General features: G+C 41.7%; 11 protein-coding genes. 5 read left to right on the forward strand and 6 right to left on the reverse strand.

Translation table 11 applies throughout. From position 1 onward, the window contains the following. Nucleotides 1-40: 40 nt before the first annotated feature. Nucleotides 41-868 (forward strand): flagellar motor protein, encoded by an 828-nt coding sequence (locus tag AOU00_RS09890; protein ID WP_013312221.1) that lies wholly within the window; start codon nt 41-43, stop codon nt 866-868. After that, nucleotides 852-1667: a flagellar motor protein MotB gene (locus AOU00_RS09895; protein WP_061829964.1), complete on the forward strand. Its 816-nt coding sequence runs from the start codon at nt 852-854 to the stop codon at nt 1665-1667. The genes AOU00_RS09890 and AOU00_RS09895 overlap by 17 nt, the downstream gene beginning before the upstream one ends. 236 nt (nt 1668-1903) lie before the next feature. Here AOU00_RS09895 and AOU00_RS09900 read toward each other — a convergent pair whose 3' ends face one another. Next, on the reverse strand, nt 1904-2131 hold the full coding sequence (locus AOU00_RS09900) for an aspartyl-phosphate phosphatase Spo0E family protein (RefSeq protein WP_023990607.1): 228 nt from the start codon (nt 2129-2131) through the stop codon (nt 1904-1906). Nucleotides 2132-2337: 206 nt separating this feature from the next. Further along, on the reverse strand, nt 2338-3747 hold the full coding sequence (locus AOU00_RS09905; RefSeq protein ID WP_061829973.1) for a DNA-binding protein: 1410 nt from the start codon (nt 3745-3747) through the stop codon (nt 2338-2340). Nucleotides 3748-4002: 255 nt separating this feature from the next. Between AOU00_RS09905 and AOU00_RS09910 the strand changes: the two genes are divergently transcribed. Further along, the gene (locus AOU00_RS09910; protein ID WP_023990609.1) at nt 4003-4392 is read left to right on the forward strand and encodes a helix-turn-helix domain-containing protein; all 390 of its coding nucleotides are present in this window, start codon (nt 4003-4005) and stop codon (nt 4390-4392) included. Between the two features lie 84 nt (nt 4393-4476). Here AOU00_RS09910 and AOU00_RS09915 read toward each other — a convergent pair whose 3' ends face one another. After that, complete coding sequence (locus AOU00_RS09915; RefSeq protein ID WP_061829963.1) at nt 4477-5874, reverse strand: helix-turn-helix domain-containing protein; 1398 nt, start codon at nt 5872-5874, stop codon at nt 4477-4479. Nucleotides 5875-5916: 42 nt separating this feature from the next. After that, a complete protein-coding gene (locus AOU00_RS09920; protein WP_069290508.1) occupies nt 5917-7314 on the reverse strand; it encodes a helix-turn-helix domain-containing protein in 1398 nt (465 codons plus the stop codon). Between the two features lie 296 nt (nt 7315-7610). Between AOU00_RS09920 and AOU00_RS09925 the strand changes: the two genes are divergently transcribed. Both AOU00_RS09925 and AOU00_RS09930 read left to right on the forward strand, forming a co-directional pair. Further along, a complete protein-coding gene (locus AOU00_RS09925) occupies nt 7611-8186 on the forward strand; it encodes an RNA polymerase sigma factor (protein WP_061829961.1) in 576 nt (191 codons plus the stop codon). Beyond that, a complete protein-coding gene (locus AOU00_RS09930; RefSeq protein ID WP_069290509.1) occupies nt 8158-9294 on the forward strand; it encodes a DUF4179 domain-containing protein in 1137 nt (378 codons plus the stop codon). Before AOU00_RS09925 ends, AOU00_RS09930 begins: the two co-directional genes overlap by 29 nt. A gap of 72 nt (nt 9295-9366) precedes the next feature. On the opposite strand, the gene AOU00_RS09935 is transcribed toward AOU00_RS09930, so the two are convergent. Then, on the reverse strand, nt 9367-9726 hold the full coding sequence (locus AOU00_RS09935; protein WP_069290510.1) for a BLB8/JUQZ-1 family protein: 360 nt from the start codon (nt 9724-9726) through the stop codon (nt 9367-9369). Nucleotides 9727-10005: 279 nt separating this feature from the next. Further along, nucleotides 10006-14070, reverse strand: a complete 4065-nt coding sequence (locus tag AOU00_RS09940; RefSeq protein ID WP_069292029.1) for a glycosyl hydrolase — start codon at nt 14068-14070, stop codon at nt 10006-10008. Between the last annotated feature and the right edge of the window lie 109 nt (nt 14071-14179).

The following is a 14179-nucleotide window of genomic DNA, read 5'->3' on the forward strand; positions in this document are numbered from 1 at the left end:
GGATGCAAACGATAAGTCTTGAATAGGAGTGAATTAAATTTTGGATATCACCATCGTATTGGGCATCATCGCCGGAATCATAGCATTAATCGGTGGCTTCTTATGGGAAGGCGGCGAATTTACAGGGCTGCTTCAAGGTACATCGGCTCTCATTGTATTTGGGGGAACTTTCGCCGCAGTTGTGATCAGCTACCCAGCTTCCAAGCTGAAGACGATCCCCACCGCCCTACGGATGGCATTTAGCCGTGAGGACAATCCTACGAAGCAATATATAGAAGATTTGGTTTCCATGGCTGCCACCTCACGCCGATCCGGTGTGCTTGCGCTAGAGCGTACTTCATCAGAGCATCCGAATGCATTTTTGCGTGAAGGTCTTCAGTTGGTCATCGACGGCACCGAGCAGGAGCAGATCAAACAGATTTTAGAGCTTGAGTTAGATGCCATTGAACACAAACATGAAGGGTACGCCAAAATATTTGAATCCGCAGGCGGTTATGCCCCTACGATGGGGATTATCGGTACTGTCATGGGCCTGATCCATGTACTGGGCAGCCTGACCGAGCCTACTGCGCTTGGTCCGTCCATTGCTGTTGCTTTTATCGCAACACTATATGGTGTTGCTAGCGCCAATCTGATCTTCCTGCCCATCGCATCCAAAATAAGAGCTGCCAGTGAGAGTGAAATTATCACTATGGATTTGCTGCTGCAAGGTATTTTGGCTATCCAAAACGGAGAGAATCCAAAGCTTGTACGCAAAAAGTTGGAGTTCTTTATCCGCTCAGAGCAAAATATAGATCGCAAACCGCCTCGTCGCTCACGCACAGAGGACGCTTCTCCAAAGGAGGACTTCCATGAGAGCGCGAGGTAAGCGCCGTGGGGGTCAAGGAGGCGGCGGAGACCATCGTGACCGCTGGATGATTACCTATGCCGATCTGATCACCCTGCTGCTCATATTTTTCGTTGTGATGTATGCCATGAGTAGTCTGGATGCTAAAAAATACGATGTCGTTGTTCAATCCCTCCAGGATACGTTCCACAAGGGAGATTCTATTTTGGAGCAAGGCTCGGGCATTACAGGTACTGCCGATCGTTACACCAGCAAGAATCCACCCACGACCAAGCAACCACCAGCCGATAAAAAGGAAGCTGGATCGACAAAGCTCACCGAACGTGAACAAGCATTCCGCACGCAGGAAAAAGAGCTGCAAAATTTAATGGGTGTCATTCAAGAATATATTACGGACAACAAACTGGAAAACCAAATTTTCGTGTCAGATCAACCGCGTGGTATTGTCATTACGCTAAATGACCGCTTTTTATTCGATCAAGGTAGAGCAGCACTCAAGCAAGGCTCTGCCAACACGCTATCCAAGTTGGCCAGTCTGTTTCGAGATTTGAAAACACCGATTAGCATTGAGGGCCATACGGACAACATTCCGTTCACACGCTCCTCGAACTCATCGACGTATAAGGATAACTGGGAGCTTTCCGGCGCACGGGCACTTTCTGTACTCCGATTCTTTCTCGACAGAGAGCAACTTTCACCCTCAGGATTTCAGTATGCGGGGTATGCAGATACCCGGCCGGTTGGTGACAATAGCACCGAAGCTGGACGACAAAAAAACCGTCGTGTCGAAATCACCGTGCTTCGCCAGCTTCAACAGTAAAACCCAAAAACCTCCTGAGTCACGCAATAACGTGAATCGGGAGGTTTTTTTGATACATATTCATCATTAATACATGGCTTCCGCTCTGATGTAGACGCAAAACAATAAACCGTACGAACAACGTGTATAAGAGCGGCGTACGAGATGCAATAGAGATTATTTTGTTTATTCTATATCCCACTATGTATTAGAAGCCCTGTTGAAGTTAGGTTTTATCTTGTCATGATACTTGATAATTAATAAGATAGGACAAGCTCGTGTTGCTTCTCTTGTATTTGTGAACTTTGGGGTATGCTCTGTTGTCTGCGATAGCTATATTTCCAGTCACTGTATTTATTAAGGAGTCGATCCAACTCCATGGACTTGATTAACACCCGCCGATCCTTCAATCCCACCTCATTCGCCAAATCATTTAGTTCCTTCCGCTTTTCTTCGATGCATTCCTCCAATTGTTTCCATTTCACATCAATAAACCTCCTGTTCGGTGTGGTATTTACATTAGTTTACAAGCTGATACCTTCCCTACAGGTTAAAAATATAATAAAACCCAGTTCATTCCTTTAACGGGATGAATCAAAAAAGCCAGCCTCAGTAAGGCTGGCTTTTTGATAACTATTAAGCTCCAGTTCCATGTCCAAAAACAGTAATAGTATGGGTCAATTCAAGGAAACTAAAAAGCCCTATAATTAGCATGTATTTCAGGTTTTTTACTTGCATTGGTTAAAACCTCCTCCATGATACTTTCATATTCTGCTTTTTGGTCTTTCGTGGCCTCAAGTCTGAATCTTTCGAACAAAGCTGTACAGACCATACACTTTTCTTTGTTATTGATTTCAAGATATTTTCTTAAGCTTTTTAAAATATAATAAACACCTTTCTCATGGAGAAGGTTATTAAACATATATATGGCCAGTTGGTAACACAAATCAGCATAAGTGTCATAACTAAATGACTGCTTATAATAACTCGTACCAACAGATAATTCAGTATTAAAGGACGTAAGTTCGTTAGAAAACTGCTGTAGAATATGTTCTATCAAAAAATCATACTTGTTAGCCGACTCTACTATCGTTAATAACCCCAATAAAATTTCAGGAGGGTTACTTTTAAGAAATTGAATATACATTGGCAAACTACTTGTATCGCCCATAAGAATATTCAAGTTAAGTTGATTAGCATTTGCCCAAAGTGTGAACCTTTGCACTTCTTGCTGACCAATTTCCCCTAAATCTTCAAACCAACTCAAATCGGCATAGCCAGAAATAAACTGCATGGCCTCTTCGTATTTCCCTTGCTTTTCCAACGCATTTCCCTTCGTCAAGTAACCTTGACCATAGTAGACAACTAAATGTCTCTCAGTTTTCAATGTAGAATTCTTTTTATTAGTTTCTCTACTTTTACTTACAATAGTTGCAAGCGCTCTTAATTCATCTGCATAACGCTCTGCTTCTTTCCAATGATGCAAGTTGTAATAAAGATTTGACAGTTTAAGCAGACCATCTAAATGATAATCTAAGGGTACCCGATTTCTAAAGGGTACAAATCTTAGGGCGGCTTCCAAATTTATCTTCATATTTTCACTAACAGATATTGAAAAAATTCTATAGTGACTGATAGCCAACCTCTCGGAATGTTGGTATTTTTCATTTTCAATCACACATTCATAGAAAGGAATTGCCTCTTGTAACTTCCCTTCTTCATAAAGCTCCTCTGCCAAAGCAAATATTGTTGGAATGTGGTTAAGATCTTCCATTAAGCGTGAAAGCACTTTCTCCACGCATCGCAGATTTCCTACTTCAACACAACGTATCAGGAACGGCTTGACCCTTTTCCAATGTGGTCTTCCATCATAAAAACATTCATCCACATACAGGTCATACAACCAGCCCTCTGGATAATTAAACGCTTTAGTAATCAAGTCCATTTGTCTTACGGAGATAGGTTTAGGCGGATTCCCATTAAGCATAGCACTAAATATGCCCCGATTAAGACCCGTAGCTTGTCCAAAACTATTAAAAGTGTAGCCACCAAGTTTTAGTTCTTTCTCAATTTCCGAACGGATCGTGGTTGCATTTTCCAATAAAAACACCCCCGGCGTATTCAGATGATTTTAAAAAATCACCCTCCTCGACAATCAATTACAATATACTAGAAATTATATGAATAAATTGGATGACGGTCAACCCCTTTTCTACACTGTTTTATTATATTATGGAATTTGATGTTTATTAAATAGTTCTCATAAAAACTAAATATATAACAATTTAGGCAATTCAATTACCTCCACGCCTGATCTGGCTTTGTCTACACTCATACTATAGGAGTGTGGAGGTCTATGGAAACGACGAAACTTATAGGAACGAAAATTCGCCAATTTCGAAAATTGCGTGATATTACACAAGAACAACTGGCAGAAGCATCCGATTCAACAGGCTCCTACATAGGGAAGTTGGAACGCGGTGAAGTCAATGTGCAGATCAAAACATTAGAGAAAATAGCAGAGGCGCTGAACACAAACGTATTTGCATTTTTTAACTTTAATTCATATGAAGAACTCAAAAGCCAGCCCTGGATATGGGGATGTATTCATATTCTTTCCCAGCAGAGTGAAGCGGAACAGAATAAAGCTTATCGGATCTTAAAAGAACTGTTCACCTCTTCAGAGGGTGAGCTTTTAGTGAGTAAATCAGGTGATTCGGATGCTAATGATAAATTAAATTCTTAGAATTAGCGGTGCGCAATACTCTCTAATGTAAAAAAGGCTATGTCTCTCTACCTATAGTAGAAAAGTACATAGCCTTTTTGAGTTTTAAGGCGTCATTTGCTTAATGTTATATTCGACAGCTTTAAGTACTTTTTCATATTCTGCCCGTTGTTCATGTGTCGAATGGTCTTTGTATTTCTCAAACAATAACGTGATAGACCTGATATAGAAAGCCTTATCATTCAACTGTGAGGTTGCTTTGAGACTGTTCAACATACTATCGATCGCCTCAGAATAGTTCCCCTTATTAAAATAATAGCGACTAAGCTCAAGAAAAAAGCGAGAATAGGTCACTAGGTCATAGTTCGTCATATAATAAGAAATATTTGTGCGTAAGTTCCTAGATTCATTAATATTCTCAGCAAAAAGGATCAAAATATCGTCTACTGTGTAATTGTAGGTATTGGCCGACTCTATTATGGTTAGTAGTCCAAGTAATATTTCCTGAGGATTATTCCTAATAAGTTCCACATAAGCGGGTAAATTAGTCATATCTCCCATTAGAATTTCTAAATTCAAACGGTTTGCCTCTGCCCACATTTCAAATTTCTGTGCCTCTAAAACTCCCACTTCATCTAGCCCTTTAAAAGAAGTCAATTTTTCATAGTAAGGTATAAATTTCATTGCTTCTTCATACAGCCCTTGCTTTTCAAGGGCAACTCCCTGTATTAAATAGGCTTGACCATAATAGACGATTAGATTTCTTTCTGTATTTAGAGGCTTGATTTCATGTTTTTTCAGCCTGGTTAGAATCTGCTGTTCAAAAATATTTTTTGTGATCTCCTCAAGTTCTTTAGCATATTGTATAGTTGTCTCACAATCATCAACTTGGTAGTACACATTTGCCAGCTTTAATAAAGCATCCAGTTGATGATTTTCAGGCAAGTTTCTGCGATATGGAGCAAATTTTATAGCTTGTTGACGATTATTCTCCAGATCTTTGTTTAAAGAGCAAGAAAATAGCCTATATTGGCTGACAGCCAGCCGCTCCGAGTGGTAATATCTTTCGTTTTCTATCACACACTCGTAAAAAGGGATCGCTTCCTTTTCTCTGCCTTCAAAATGTAACTCTTCTGCAAACTCAAATACCGTCGACACATAGGATAAGTCCTCCGTTAGTCTCGACAATACCTTTTGAATACACTCCTTCCTCCCCAACTCCACACAACGCAATAAAAAAGGTTTGATCCGTTTCCAGTGCCCTTTCCCCTCGTGAAAGCATTCATCTATGTATAACTCATACAACCAGCCTTCGGGATACCCTAATGCCTTAGTAATCAAGTCCATCTGCCGAACGGAGATGGGCTTGGGTGGGTTACTGTTCAGCATGGTGCTGAATGTACCACGGTTAATACCAGATATTTTACTAAAGCTGCTAAATGTATAGCCTCTCTGCTTTAGTTCCGTCTCTATCTTCGAGCGGATCGTAGGTGTATGTTCCATGTACATCCCCCTTGTGTGGTCAGATAACCATTAAATATTAGTTCAGGGAACCAATTGCTTCATACCAGAACGTACTTCTTCAAGCACTTTTCCATATTCTGCAAGTTGTTTATGTGTAATATGGCCTGTTAGTTTTTCGAATAACAAGGTTACTCCTTTAATAAAAGTACTCTTCGTATTTAACTGAGTGGATACCCTAAGGCTTTTTATTATATTGTCAATAGCTTCTGAATATCTGCCTATGTTGAAATAGTAACGCGCAAGTTCCAGATACAAGCGGGAATAATTCCATAAAAGAGTACTTATTTGATAGTGTGATGGTGTTGAGACGAATTTCTCATAATCAGCAATTTCGTCAGAGAAAACATCTAGGACATTTTCTAAAGAGAAATTATACTTGTTTGCCGACTCTATAATGGTAATCAGACCATGAGAAATTTCTTGGGGATTTTGCTGTATAAGCTCGACATAAGCTGCTAAGCTGCTGACATCTCCAATTAAAACTTTTAAATTAAGAAGATTAGCCTTTGCCCATAATTGGAGCATTTTCACCCCTTGTAGACCATTTTCATCCAATCCCTCAAACCATGACAAATCTTCATAATAGGGAATGAATTTTAAAGCCTCTTTATACATTCCTTGATTCTCCAACGCGTTCCCGTGCAATAAATACCCTAGACCATAGTATACGACAAGGGGCTTCTCACTATTGAAGTTATCCGGTTTCCTATTTTTCGAACAACTATAAACTTGCTGATGATAGACACTTATAGCCAGTGTCCGAAGTTCTTTCGCATACTTTATCGCATTCTCCCAATTACTTGTGTTGAAATAAACATTAGTTAACTTCAATACTCCATCCAACTGATGATTCTCTGGCAAGCTTTTGCGAAATGGATCGAATTTAATAGCAGCCTTCAAGCTGCTTTCTAAATCTTCAGTAAGCGAGTAACAAAACAACCTGTATTGACTAATAGCCAAGCGCTCCGAGTGGTAATATCTTTCGTTCTCTACCACACACTCGTAAAAGGGGATCGCTTCCTTTTCCTTACCTGCTTCGTGCAGTTCTTCTGCAAACTCAAATACCGTCGATACATAGGACAAGTCCTCGGTTAGCCTCGACAATACCCTTCGAATACAGTCCTTTCTTCCTAACTCCACACAACGCATTAAAAAAGGCTTAATCCGTTTCCAGTGCCCTTTCCCCTCGTAAAAGCATTCATCTATGTACAACTCATACAACCAGCCTTCGGGATACCCTAATGCCTTAGTAATCAAGTCCATCTGCCGAACGGAGATCGGCTTGGGTGGGTTACTGTTCAGCATGGTACTGAATGTACCACGGTTAATACCGGATATTTTGCTAAAGCTGCTAAATGTATAGCCTCTCTGCTTGAGTTCGGTCTCTATCGTCGAGCGGATCGTAGGTGTATGTTCCATTTCAATCCCCCTCAATATAGTTACAGATATATCGTAGGTCATACTTAACATGTGATTTCGACCATAAGAACTTCATTACATTACAAAATAACTAAAATAGTGAAATATATGGTCTATAAAGTCATTTTATTTTATGATGCCTTAGAAGGAAGTCTTTTTTTAATGAATCCCGTGATAATTGAAAAGTTAAATGAGGTACATCTGGAGAAGCATTAAAAGCAAACTTCAAGTTTTTTTAGTTGAATGTCACAAATGCATATCTTTTTCAGTTATATAGGCAGAAGGGAGGGACGTTAATGGAAAAGCTAAATACAAATAATCAAAACGCAGATATCAATCTTGTCATAGAGCAGGTCCAAGCAGGCGACAAACAAGCATACACACATATCATACGGCGTTATCAACAACAGATTTTTTTATACTGCTACTATTTACTTAAAAATCGGGAAGAAGCGGAAGATGCTGCTCAAGAAATATTCATTAGAGGGCTAGAACATATACATCATTTTGTACCTACCGTCTCTTTTTCAGCTTGGCTTTACAAAATCGCTCAAAACCACTGTACTGACTTATTAAAAAGAAACGCTAGAACATTCAAATCCTTCATTCAGTACAAACTGAATCTAAAGCAACAGCCGATACACGAATATACAAATTTAATTCACGAGTTACTGGATCAGCTATCATTAAAAGATCGTCAAATTTTATTATTACGTTCGCTTGAGGATTACAACTACGAAGAGATTGCTACAATTATGGGGCTGAAATCATCCACGATCCGAAAAAGATATGAGCGACTCCGTAAAAAGCTAATCAACTACAATGAAAAGGGAGGAAAACAAATTGAGCACTCATTTAAACCCGGAAGATAAAGAAATTGAGCACTTACAAAAGCTTATTCGGAATACCCCATTCCAAGTGGATTTAATTGATAGAACTATGGAACGCTATGGTAATATGAAAACAAGACGCTATGAGCGCTCTAACTCTCGTTCAAAAAGGGTTCGCAATACTTTTTTCGGAACCTCCGCTGCACTTGTAGTAGCGTTTGCACTTGTAGTTAGTACTGGTTTTATTTCACCAACAATGGCTGCATCCTTAAAACAAATTCCAGGTATTGATTCTATATTCCAGCTTGCTGGTGATCTTGGTTTACAAACAGCAGACGAAAAAGGGCTAGTATCAAAGCCCAATCTTAGCGATACTCACGATGGCCTGACTCTCAGCGTACCAGAGGTCATGTTTGACGGAACACGTGTATCCATTGCCTTAGAACGACAAACCACTGACAAAAGATTTACAAAAGAAACAGTATCATCACTGATCAACGATATAATACTTACTATTAATGGGAAAGAAATAAACTCTTATGCACCTGCTAATACAAGCAACTCCATTGATCCTTATATGATTCCTGGAAAAAGCTCCAACTCAGTAATTATACAGTTCTCAGATTTACGTAACCAGGGGGGAAAATCCTTTCCAGATAAGTTTGATTTAACACTTTCCATGCCCGTGGCAGGGGTTCAGCAACCGTTCAAAATTCATATCCCTGTCGAGAAGAATACCAAAAACAACATAGTACAGACACCTGGCCTCAAGCGCCAGTATGAGAAAATTCATTATACATTGGAAAAGATTGAGCTGACCCCAATTACAACTAATATAACTACACGTATTGAATTACCCAAACCCCTAAAAATCTCTACTTTACCTTTAATAAGTTATGAACTTTATGATGATAAGGGAAATGAAATAAAACAAATCGGGGGCAAAGGTTGGAGTGCAACAGACGGTAATGTTCTAATGACTGATTCTCAGTTTGAACCCTTTATATCCCCTCCAAAAGTTATTACTATTAAAGTTTATAAATACATTTTTAAAGAAGGGAATAAAAGTCAGTTTGAATTGGATAAGGACGGCAACCCAATAAAGGAGTATTTCCCTGATCTAGAGATCAGCTTACCAATAAACTCATAAAAATAGCTGTCGAGAGGAATCTCGACAGCCTCAGTGAAGAAAGTGAAAGTATATTTCTCTTTCTTCACTAGCTTATCTTTTAACTATAAATGTATAAACGCCTAACTTGTCACCATTAGATTTATATGCCGCCACTTGGGCTGTACCATATCCAATAACTGTAGCTTTATTGCCAGTGAGCTTAATAACGTTACTTCCATACAAAAGCATCCAGTTTGAACCTTCCATGTAGAAGTCACTTCCCATACCAAGAGGTACTTCTGTATCTTGCAGTTTAATAGGTGCCTTTTCTCCGTTAGCAGGCACAAATGTTACTTTCACTGTGGCAGGAGCTCCAACAGATATTGTTGAACTTACTGGTGAAGCGGATGCTACTCCCCCTAAAGATAAAGCTAACGCAGAAATTGATAGTGCTAAGATCGCTCTTTTCATTTGTCATTTCTCCTCTTTAAGTATTTTTACTGATTAAACATTAGACTTCCAAGCAATTGTAGACAGTAGACATCACCAAAATACTAGTTTTTTCATTTTTTCATCTCCTCCCTACTAACTAATTCCATTCTAATTCTTGATGTGTTACAAAAAAGATTAAAATAAACATATCATTTCATTTTTTACAGAATAATCATATATGATTTTTCTCGTAAAAATAAATGAGCAGGTAGGATACTAAATCCCCCTGCTCATTTCAGCGATAGTATTTATATCATTTTAATTAGCTGTCGGTTCGGTTCCCCAAACAAGTACGCCATTATGATACAACGTAGCTTTCGTATGATCGGCGAATGAAGTCTGCGTTCCTTTATACGAGTAATCGTCACTTTCGTTATAGTTCGACCAGTCTGCTTTATGAATACGGGTTTGAATTCCGCCTGTGCTTCCTCCAGGTGCTAACACGCCTGCATCCGAGTTGAAGCTGACTTCCAAATAATAATCAGCGCCTCCTACAGCTTTATCCATTTTAACCAGCTTACCATTCAGTTTCGAGCAGCTCAGCGTCGCATAGTCGCAGTTGAATGTCTGCGCGCGGTCGCCGTCGATCGTGTAGTAGTAGCGAATTTTCAACTCGTTGATCGGTACGGAGGTTGTACCTTTGTTTACAATTTGGAAATGCGGGTTCAAGTGATTGTCGTTCACATTTGTATCCGCTGTGCGATACTGGAGCACCAGTCCCGTTGTCGGCTGCTGAGTATCCGCTTTCGGCGCTGCGCTAGCCGTGTTCGAAACCGTTTGACCTGCATCGTTCTTCGCTACGACTTGGTAATAGTACATCGTGTCTGCCGTTACGGCTTTGTCGGTGTAGCTGCTTCCGTATACATCACTTGCTACTGTGGCGAAAGCGCCATTTTCAGCCGTCGAACGCTTCACTTCATAGCTTGCTGCATTCGCTGATGCTGTCCAGCTCAGCTTTACTTTCGCCGTTTCACCCGCTGCGTTCAGCGTGAAGCTGCCCGGTACTGATGGCTGCTCGGTAATACCATACGTTTTTAAGTTGGTCGGGAGCTTTTCAAGCGTGATGACGTTCGGATGATTATACACTTTTTTCAGATGCTCAAGACTGTTTTGTTTGCCGTCTCTCAGGAAATCCCCATACCATGTAGCGAACCAGCTCCAATGGGCTTGATACGCCTTCATCAGGTCAGGGTCCGGGATAGGTCCGTTTTCGCTCATGGCAACTAACTTTTTGTCCTTACCCAACGTAACAAGGTCTTCGTATTTTGCAATTTGTGGGTTGTAGTCGCCTGCTTGCGGATAAGAGTCGAAGCTCAAAATATCCACATACTCATCTCCCGGATACCAGTCGGGAGCAACAGAGTTCCAGACCCAGATCAGATTGTTCAATTTGTGCACATTAGTCAAACGATCGTGCATCAAAATATATAATTTTTTAACAGACTCAGGACCTTTAGCGCCCCACCAGAACCATTTACCTTCCGCTTCGTGCAAAGGACGGAACAACACAGGAACTTTCGCATCCTGCAACTTCTTCAATTGCCCTGCAATCACATCGATGTCGCGAATAAGCAATTTATAATCTTCGGACTCTGGATGATTCATCGCATATTCTATATCGAATGTAGTCGAATCGGCATAGAAGCCTCTCCACCATTCTTTTCCCTGCGTATCGATCAGACCTTTCGGCGCGTTCCAGTGCCATACAAAGGTAACAATTCCCCCTTGCTTATCCCATTCAATCGCCTTTTCCGTCTCTGTGGAACTAAGACCGTGTTCCGCTCTACTTGGCGAATAGTCGATCAGGTCAAGCGCTGCAATAGCCGGCTTTTTACCTACATTGGCTTGAAGCCAATCAATTTCGGTTATTTCCTCTTGACCGGAAAGCATATTCTTCCCGTATTGATCAACCAGATAGTTCATCAATGCTCTTGCTTCTACCGTCGCATTCGGATTGGTGAGCGTTTTGGTTACCGCATGTGGTGGACGGTCAGCAGCTGGCTCCAGCTTGACGTAGTCGATATCATACCAGCCCCAGCCTGTTTCAAAACCGATCGTGTTCGCCCCTGCATTCAACAGAAGCTTGCCTCCGGAAGTTTCTTTAAAATCAGCCGATTTCGAAAGTATCAGCTCGCCAAACGCTTTGCCGTTTAAAGAGAAGTTGGTGCGTTTGTCATCATGAGGCGAACGGTAGCCGATTGTAAGATTGTACAAGCCTGCCGCCTCTGCCTGGATCGTCATCGTCAGGGAATCCCCTGCATTGTGGAAATTAGTTACATAACCAGTACCGGAGAAGCCGGTTCCGCTGGATTCCACAATGGTTCCCTTCAGCGTGCCATCTTCGGCTTCATAGCGATCCGGTCCGTCTACAGGCGTTCGCGGAACCGCTTTCAAAACATTGGATTCGCTCGTTCCCGCCTTTGTTAGTGCGGTTATTTTATAATAATAAGAAGTGCCGTTCGTTACGTTCGTATCCGTATAAGACGTTTCGACCAAGTTGGATGCTACAGCAGCAAAAGGACCGTTTTCATACGTTGCCCGCTGTACACTGTAACTTACAACTCCGCTGGAAGCGTCCCAGGATAAATCTACTTTCCCATCGCCAGCCTCAGCCCTCAGCGCAAAACTTTCAGGACCTTCCACAGGTGGCACAGACGTATCATTGCCAGCAGTCAAGACGATGTGATAAGCCGTCAAAGGCGGTACTGTATAGGTAAAGCGGTTGCCTGAAATTTGTGTAATTGGCGCTGCTTCTTTAATTTGCGAGCTATTTTTGTCGAAGCCCCATACTTTACCGGAACCGTAAGTCGTCTCACCGGAAAGATCAAATTGGGCGTCGAATGCACTGTCCATGCTTTTATTCATGACAACGAGGTGCAGTTCTTTGTAGGATGCATCCGTTACGGAAGCATGCACCGAGCTATTAACAATATCCGACGTTTGCGCGTTAACGCTGATATCACCGAAAGTAGAGCTTTTTCCGTCATAATTGCGGTAAAGCTTGTAAGCGGCACTAACGTAGTTGTTGGCACCATCCTTTAACTTCCAGTAGTTTGCCATATAAACATCGTTTTTGCCCAAGATGCCCAACACATCGGTCATAGCGATACCGCCGGAAATATCATTTTCGCCGCCATAGCTATACTCAGTCAAGGCCAGCTTGGTTCCCGGGTAATACTGATCCACCGACTGCTTTAATCGAGGCAGTAAAGGCAAGAATTCACTGTTCCATTGAGCGATCCAACTATCTTCCTTGTAGGTCGGGTCCCACAAGGTACGAGGCGCCTGCATTCTGGCTTTCTTCGTATCGTCATTGCCTACCTCATTCGTAATTCGTATGCCTCCACCCATCGCTTCAGGATACCAGTGCACATCGAAAACATCCAGCAATCTCTTGCCTTCAGCTTGCGAACTGAGGCGCATTTGATCGAGGTAATAGTCCACGAACCAGCTGTAGTTGCCTTTTACAGAGTTCCAATCAGGTGCAGTTTGAAGATCTTTATAGGCGCCAAAACCGTAAAGAACGGGCCCAAAAATTTCCGCACTCGCGTCAACCGCCTTAACGGCTTTGGATAAACTTACCGACCGCTCTACCAACTCTTTCGCTCCGACCTTTTCACCATGAATGCGCGGATGCGTATGCGACCAGAGAGCGGGTTCATTGTCGAGCGAGTATCCTTTCACACCTGTTTTTGTTGAAGCAGAGCCATACTTTTTTACTAAAAAGTTGACGAATTCATCCGCATAAACCTGATTGTCTTTCAGATCAGGCTGCAATTGAAACGGCGCTTTTTTAGCGTTTACGACCTCATTCCACCGAGCGGAAGGAGCCTTTTCGCTTTCCTGCACACTTCCGTTTCCATCCTTGGCCACATAACCGGCCATCGGCAGCGTAACTAAAGAATAAGTGCCCTGCTTCAGCGATTGATCGTGAAACGAGGTTGCCACCGCACCTGGCTTTTCACATTCGACTTTTGTCAATCCGGCGTTGTCGCATAAATAGCTATCGCTGGACTGCATCCAGTCGCTTCCTGCATTGGACATATTGTTTTCCCAGTTATATCCGGTCATTCGATTGCCACCAAGTCGTCTGGCAGTCAGATTCTCATCGCCTGCCAACTCCTGATTCGTACCATAAATATAAGGGCTAATAGGCTTACGATCCTTGGATGTATCGACTTTAATGGTAACAGTCTTTGCCGTTTGACCGTGAACTACAGTTGGAGTCGGTAGAGCACCCCCTACTATAATCGTGCATGCCATGACGACAGGCAGCCATTTGGAACGTTTGGACCAAATACTACTACTATTTTTCGCCTTCATGCCGCTTCCTCCCTTCAATTTAAAAAGAGCGGCACCCATAAGAATGCCCCTCCTTGAGGCTTTAAGGCCCCTTCCCTGTCCCCAAACGAGCTTATCGTTCCGTTGCAGC

This window comes from Paenibacillus polymyxa (genome assembly GCF_001719045.1).
Lineage (GTDB): Bacteria > Bacillota > Bacilli > Paenibacillales > Paenibacillaceae > Paenibacillus > Paenibacillus polymyxa_B.

Coding starts and splice junctions, on each gene's coding strand:
- AOU00_RS09935 (WP_069290510.1), bottom strand. CDS start 9,726: ATGAAAAGAGCGATCTTAGCACTATCAATTTCTGCGTTAGCTTTATCT.
- AOU00_RS09895 (WP_061829964.1), top strand. CDS start 852: ATGAGAGCGCGAGGTAAGCGCCGTGGGGGTCAAGGAGGCGGCGGAGAC.
- AOU00_RS09940 (WP_069292029.1), bottom strand. CDS start 14,070: ATGAAGGCGAAAAATAGTAGTAGTATTTGGTCCAAACGTTCCAAATGG.
- AOU00_RS09925 (WP_061829961.1), top strand. CDS start 7,611: ATGGAAAAGCTAAATACAAATAATCAAAACGCAGATATCAATCTTGTC.
- AOU00_RS09910 (WP_023990609.1), top strand. CDS start 4,003: ATGGAAACGACGAAACTTATAGGAACGAAAATTCGCCAATTTCGAAAA.
- AOU00_RS09915 (WP_061829963.1), bottom strand. CDS start 5,874: ATGGAACATACACCTACGATCCGCTCGAAGATAGAGACGGAACTAAAG.
- AOU00_RS09920 (WP_069290508.1), bottom strand. CDS start 7,314: ATGGAACATACACCTACGATCCGCTCGACGATAGAGACCGAACTCAAG.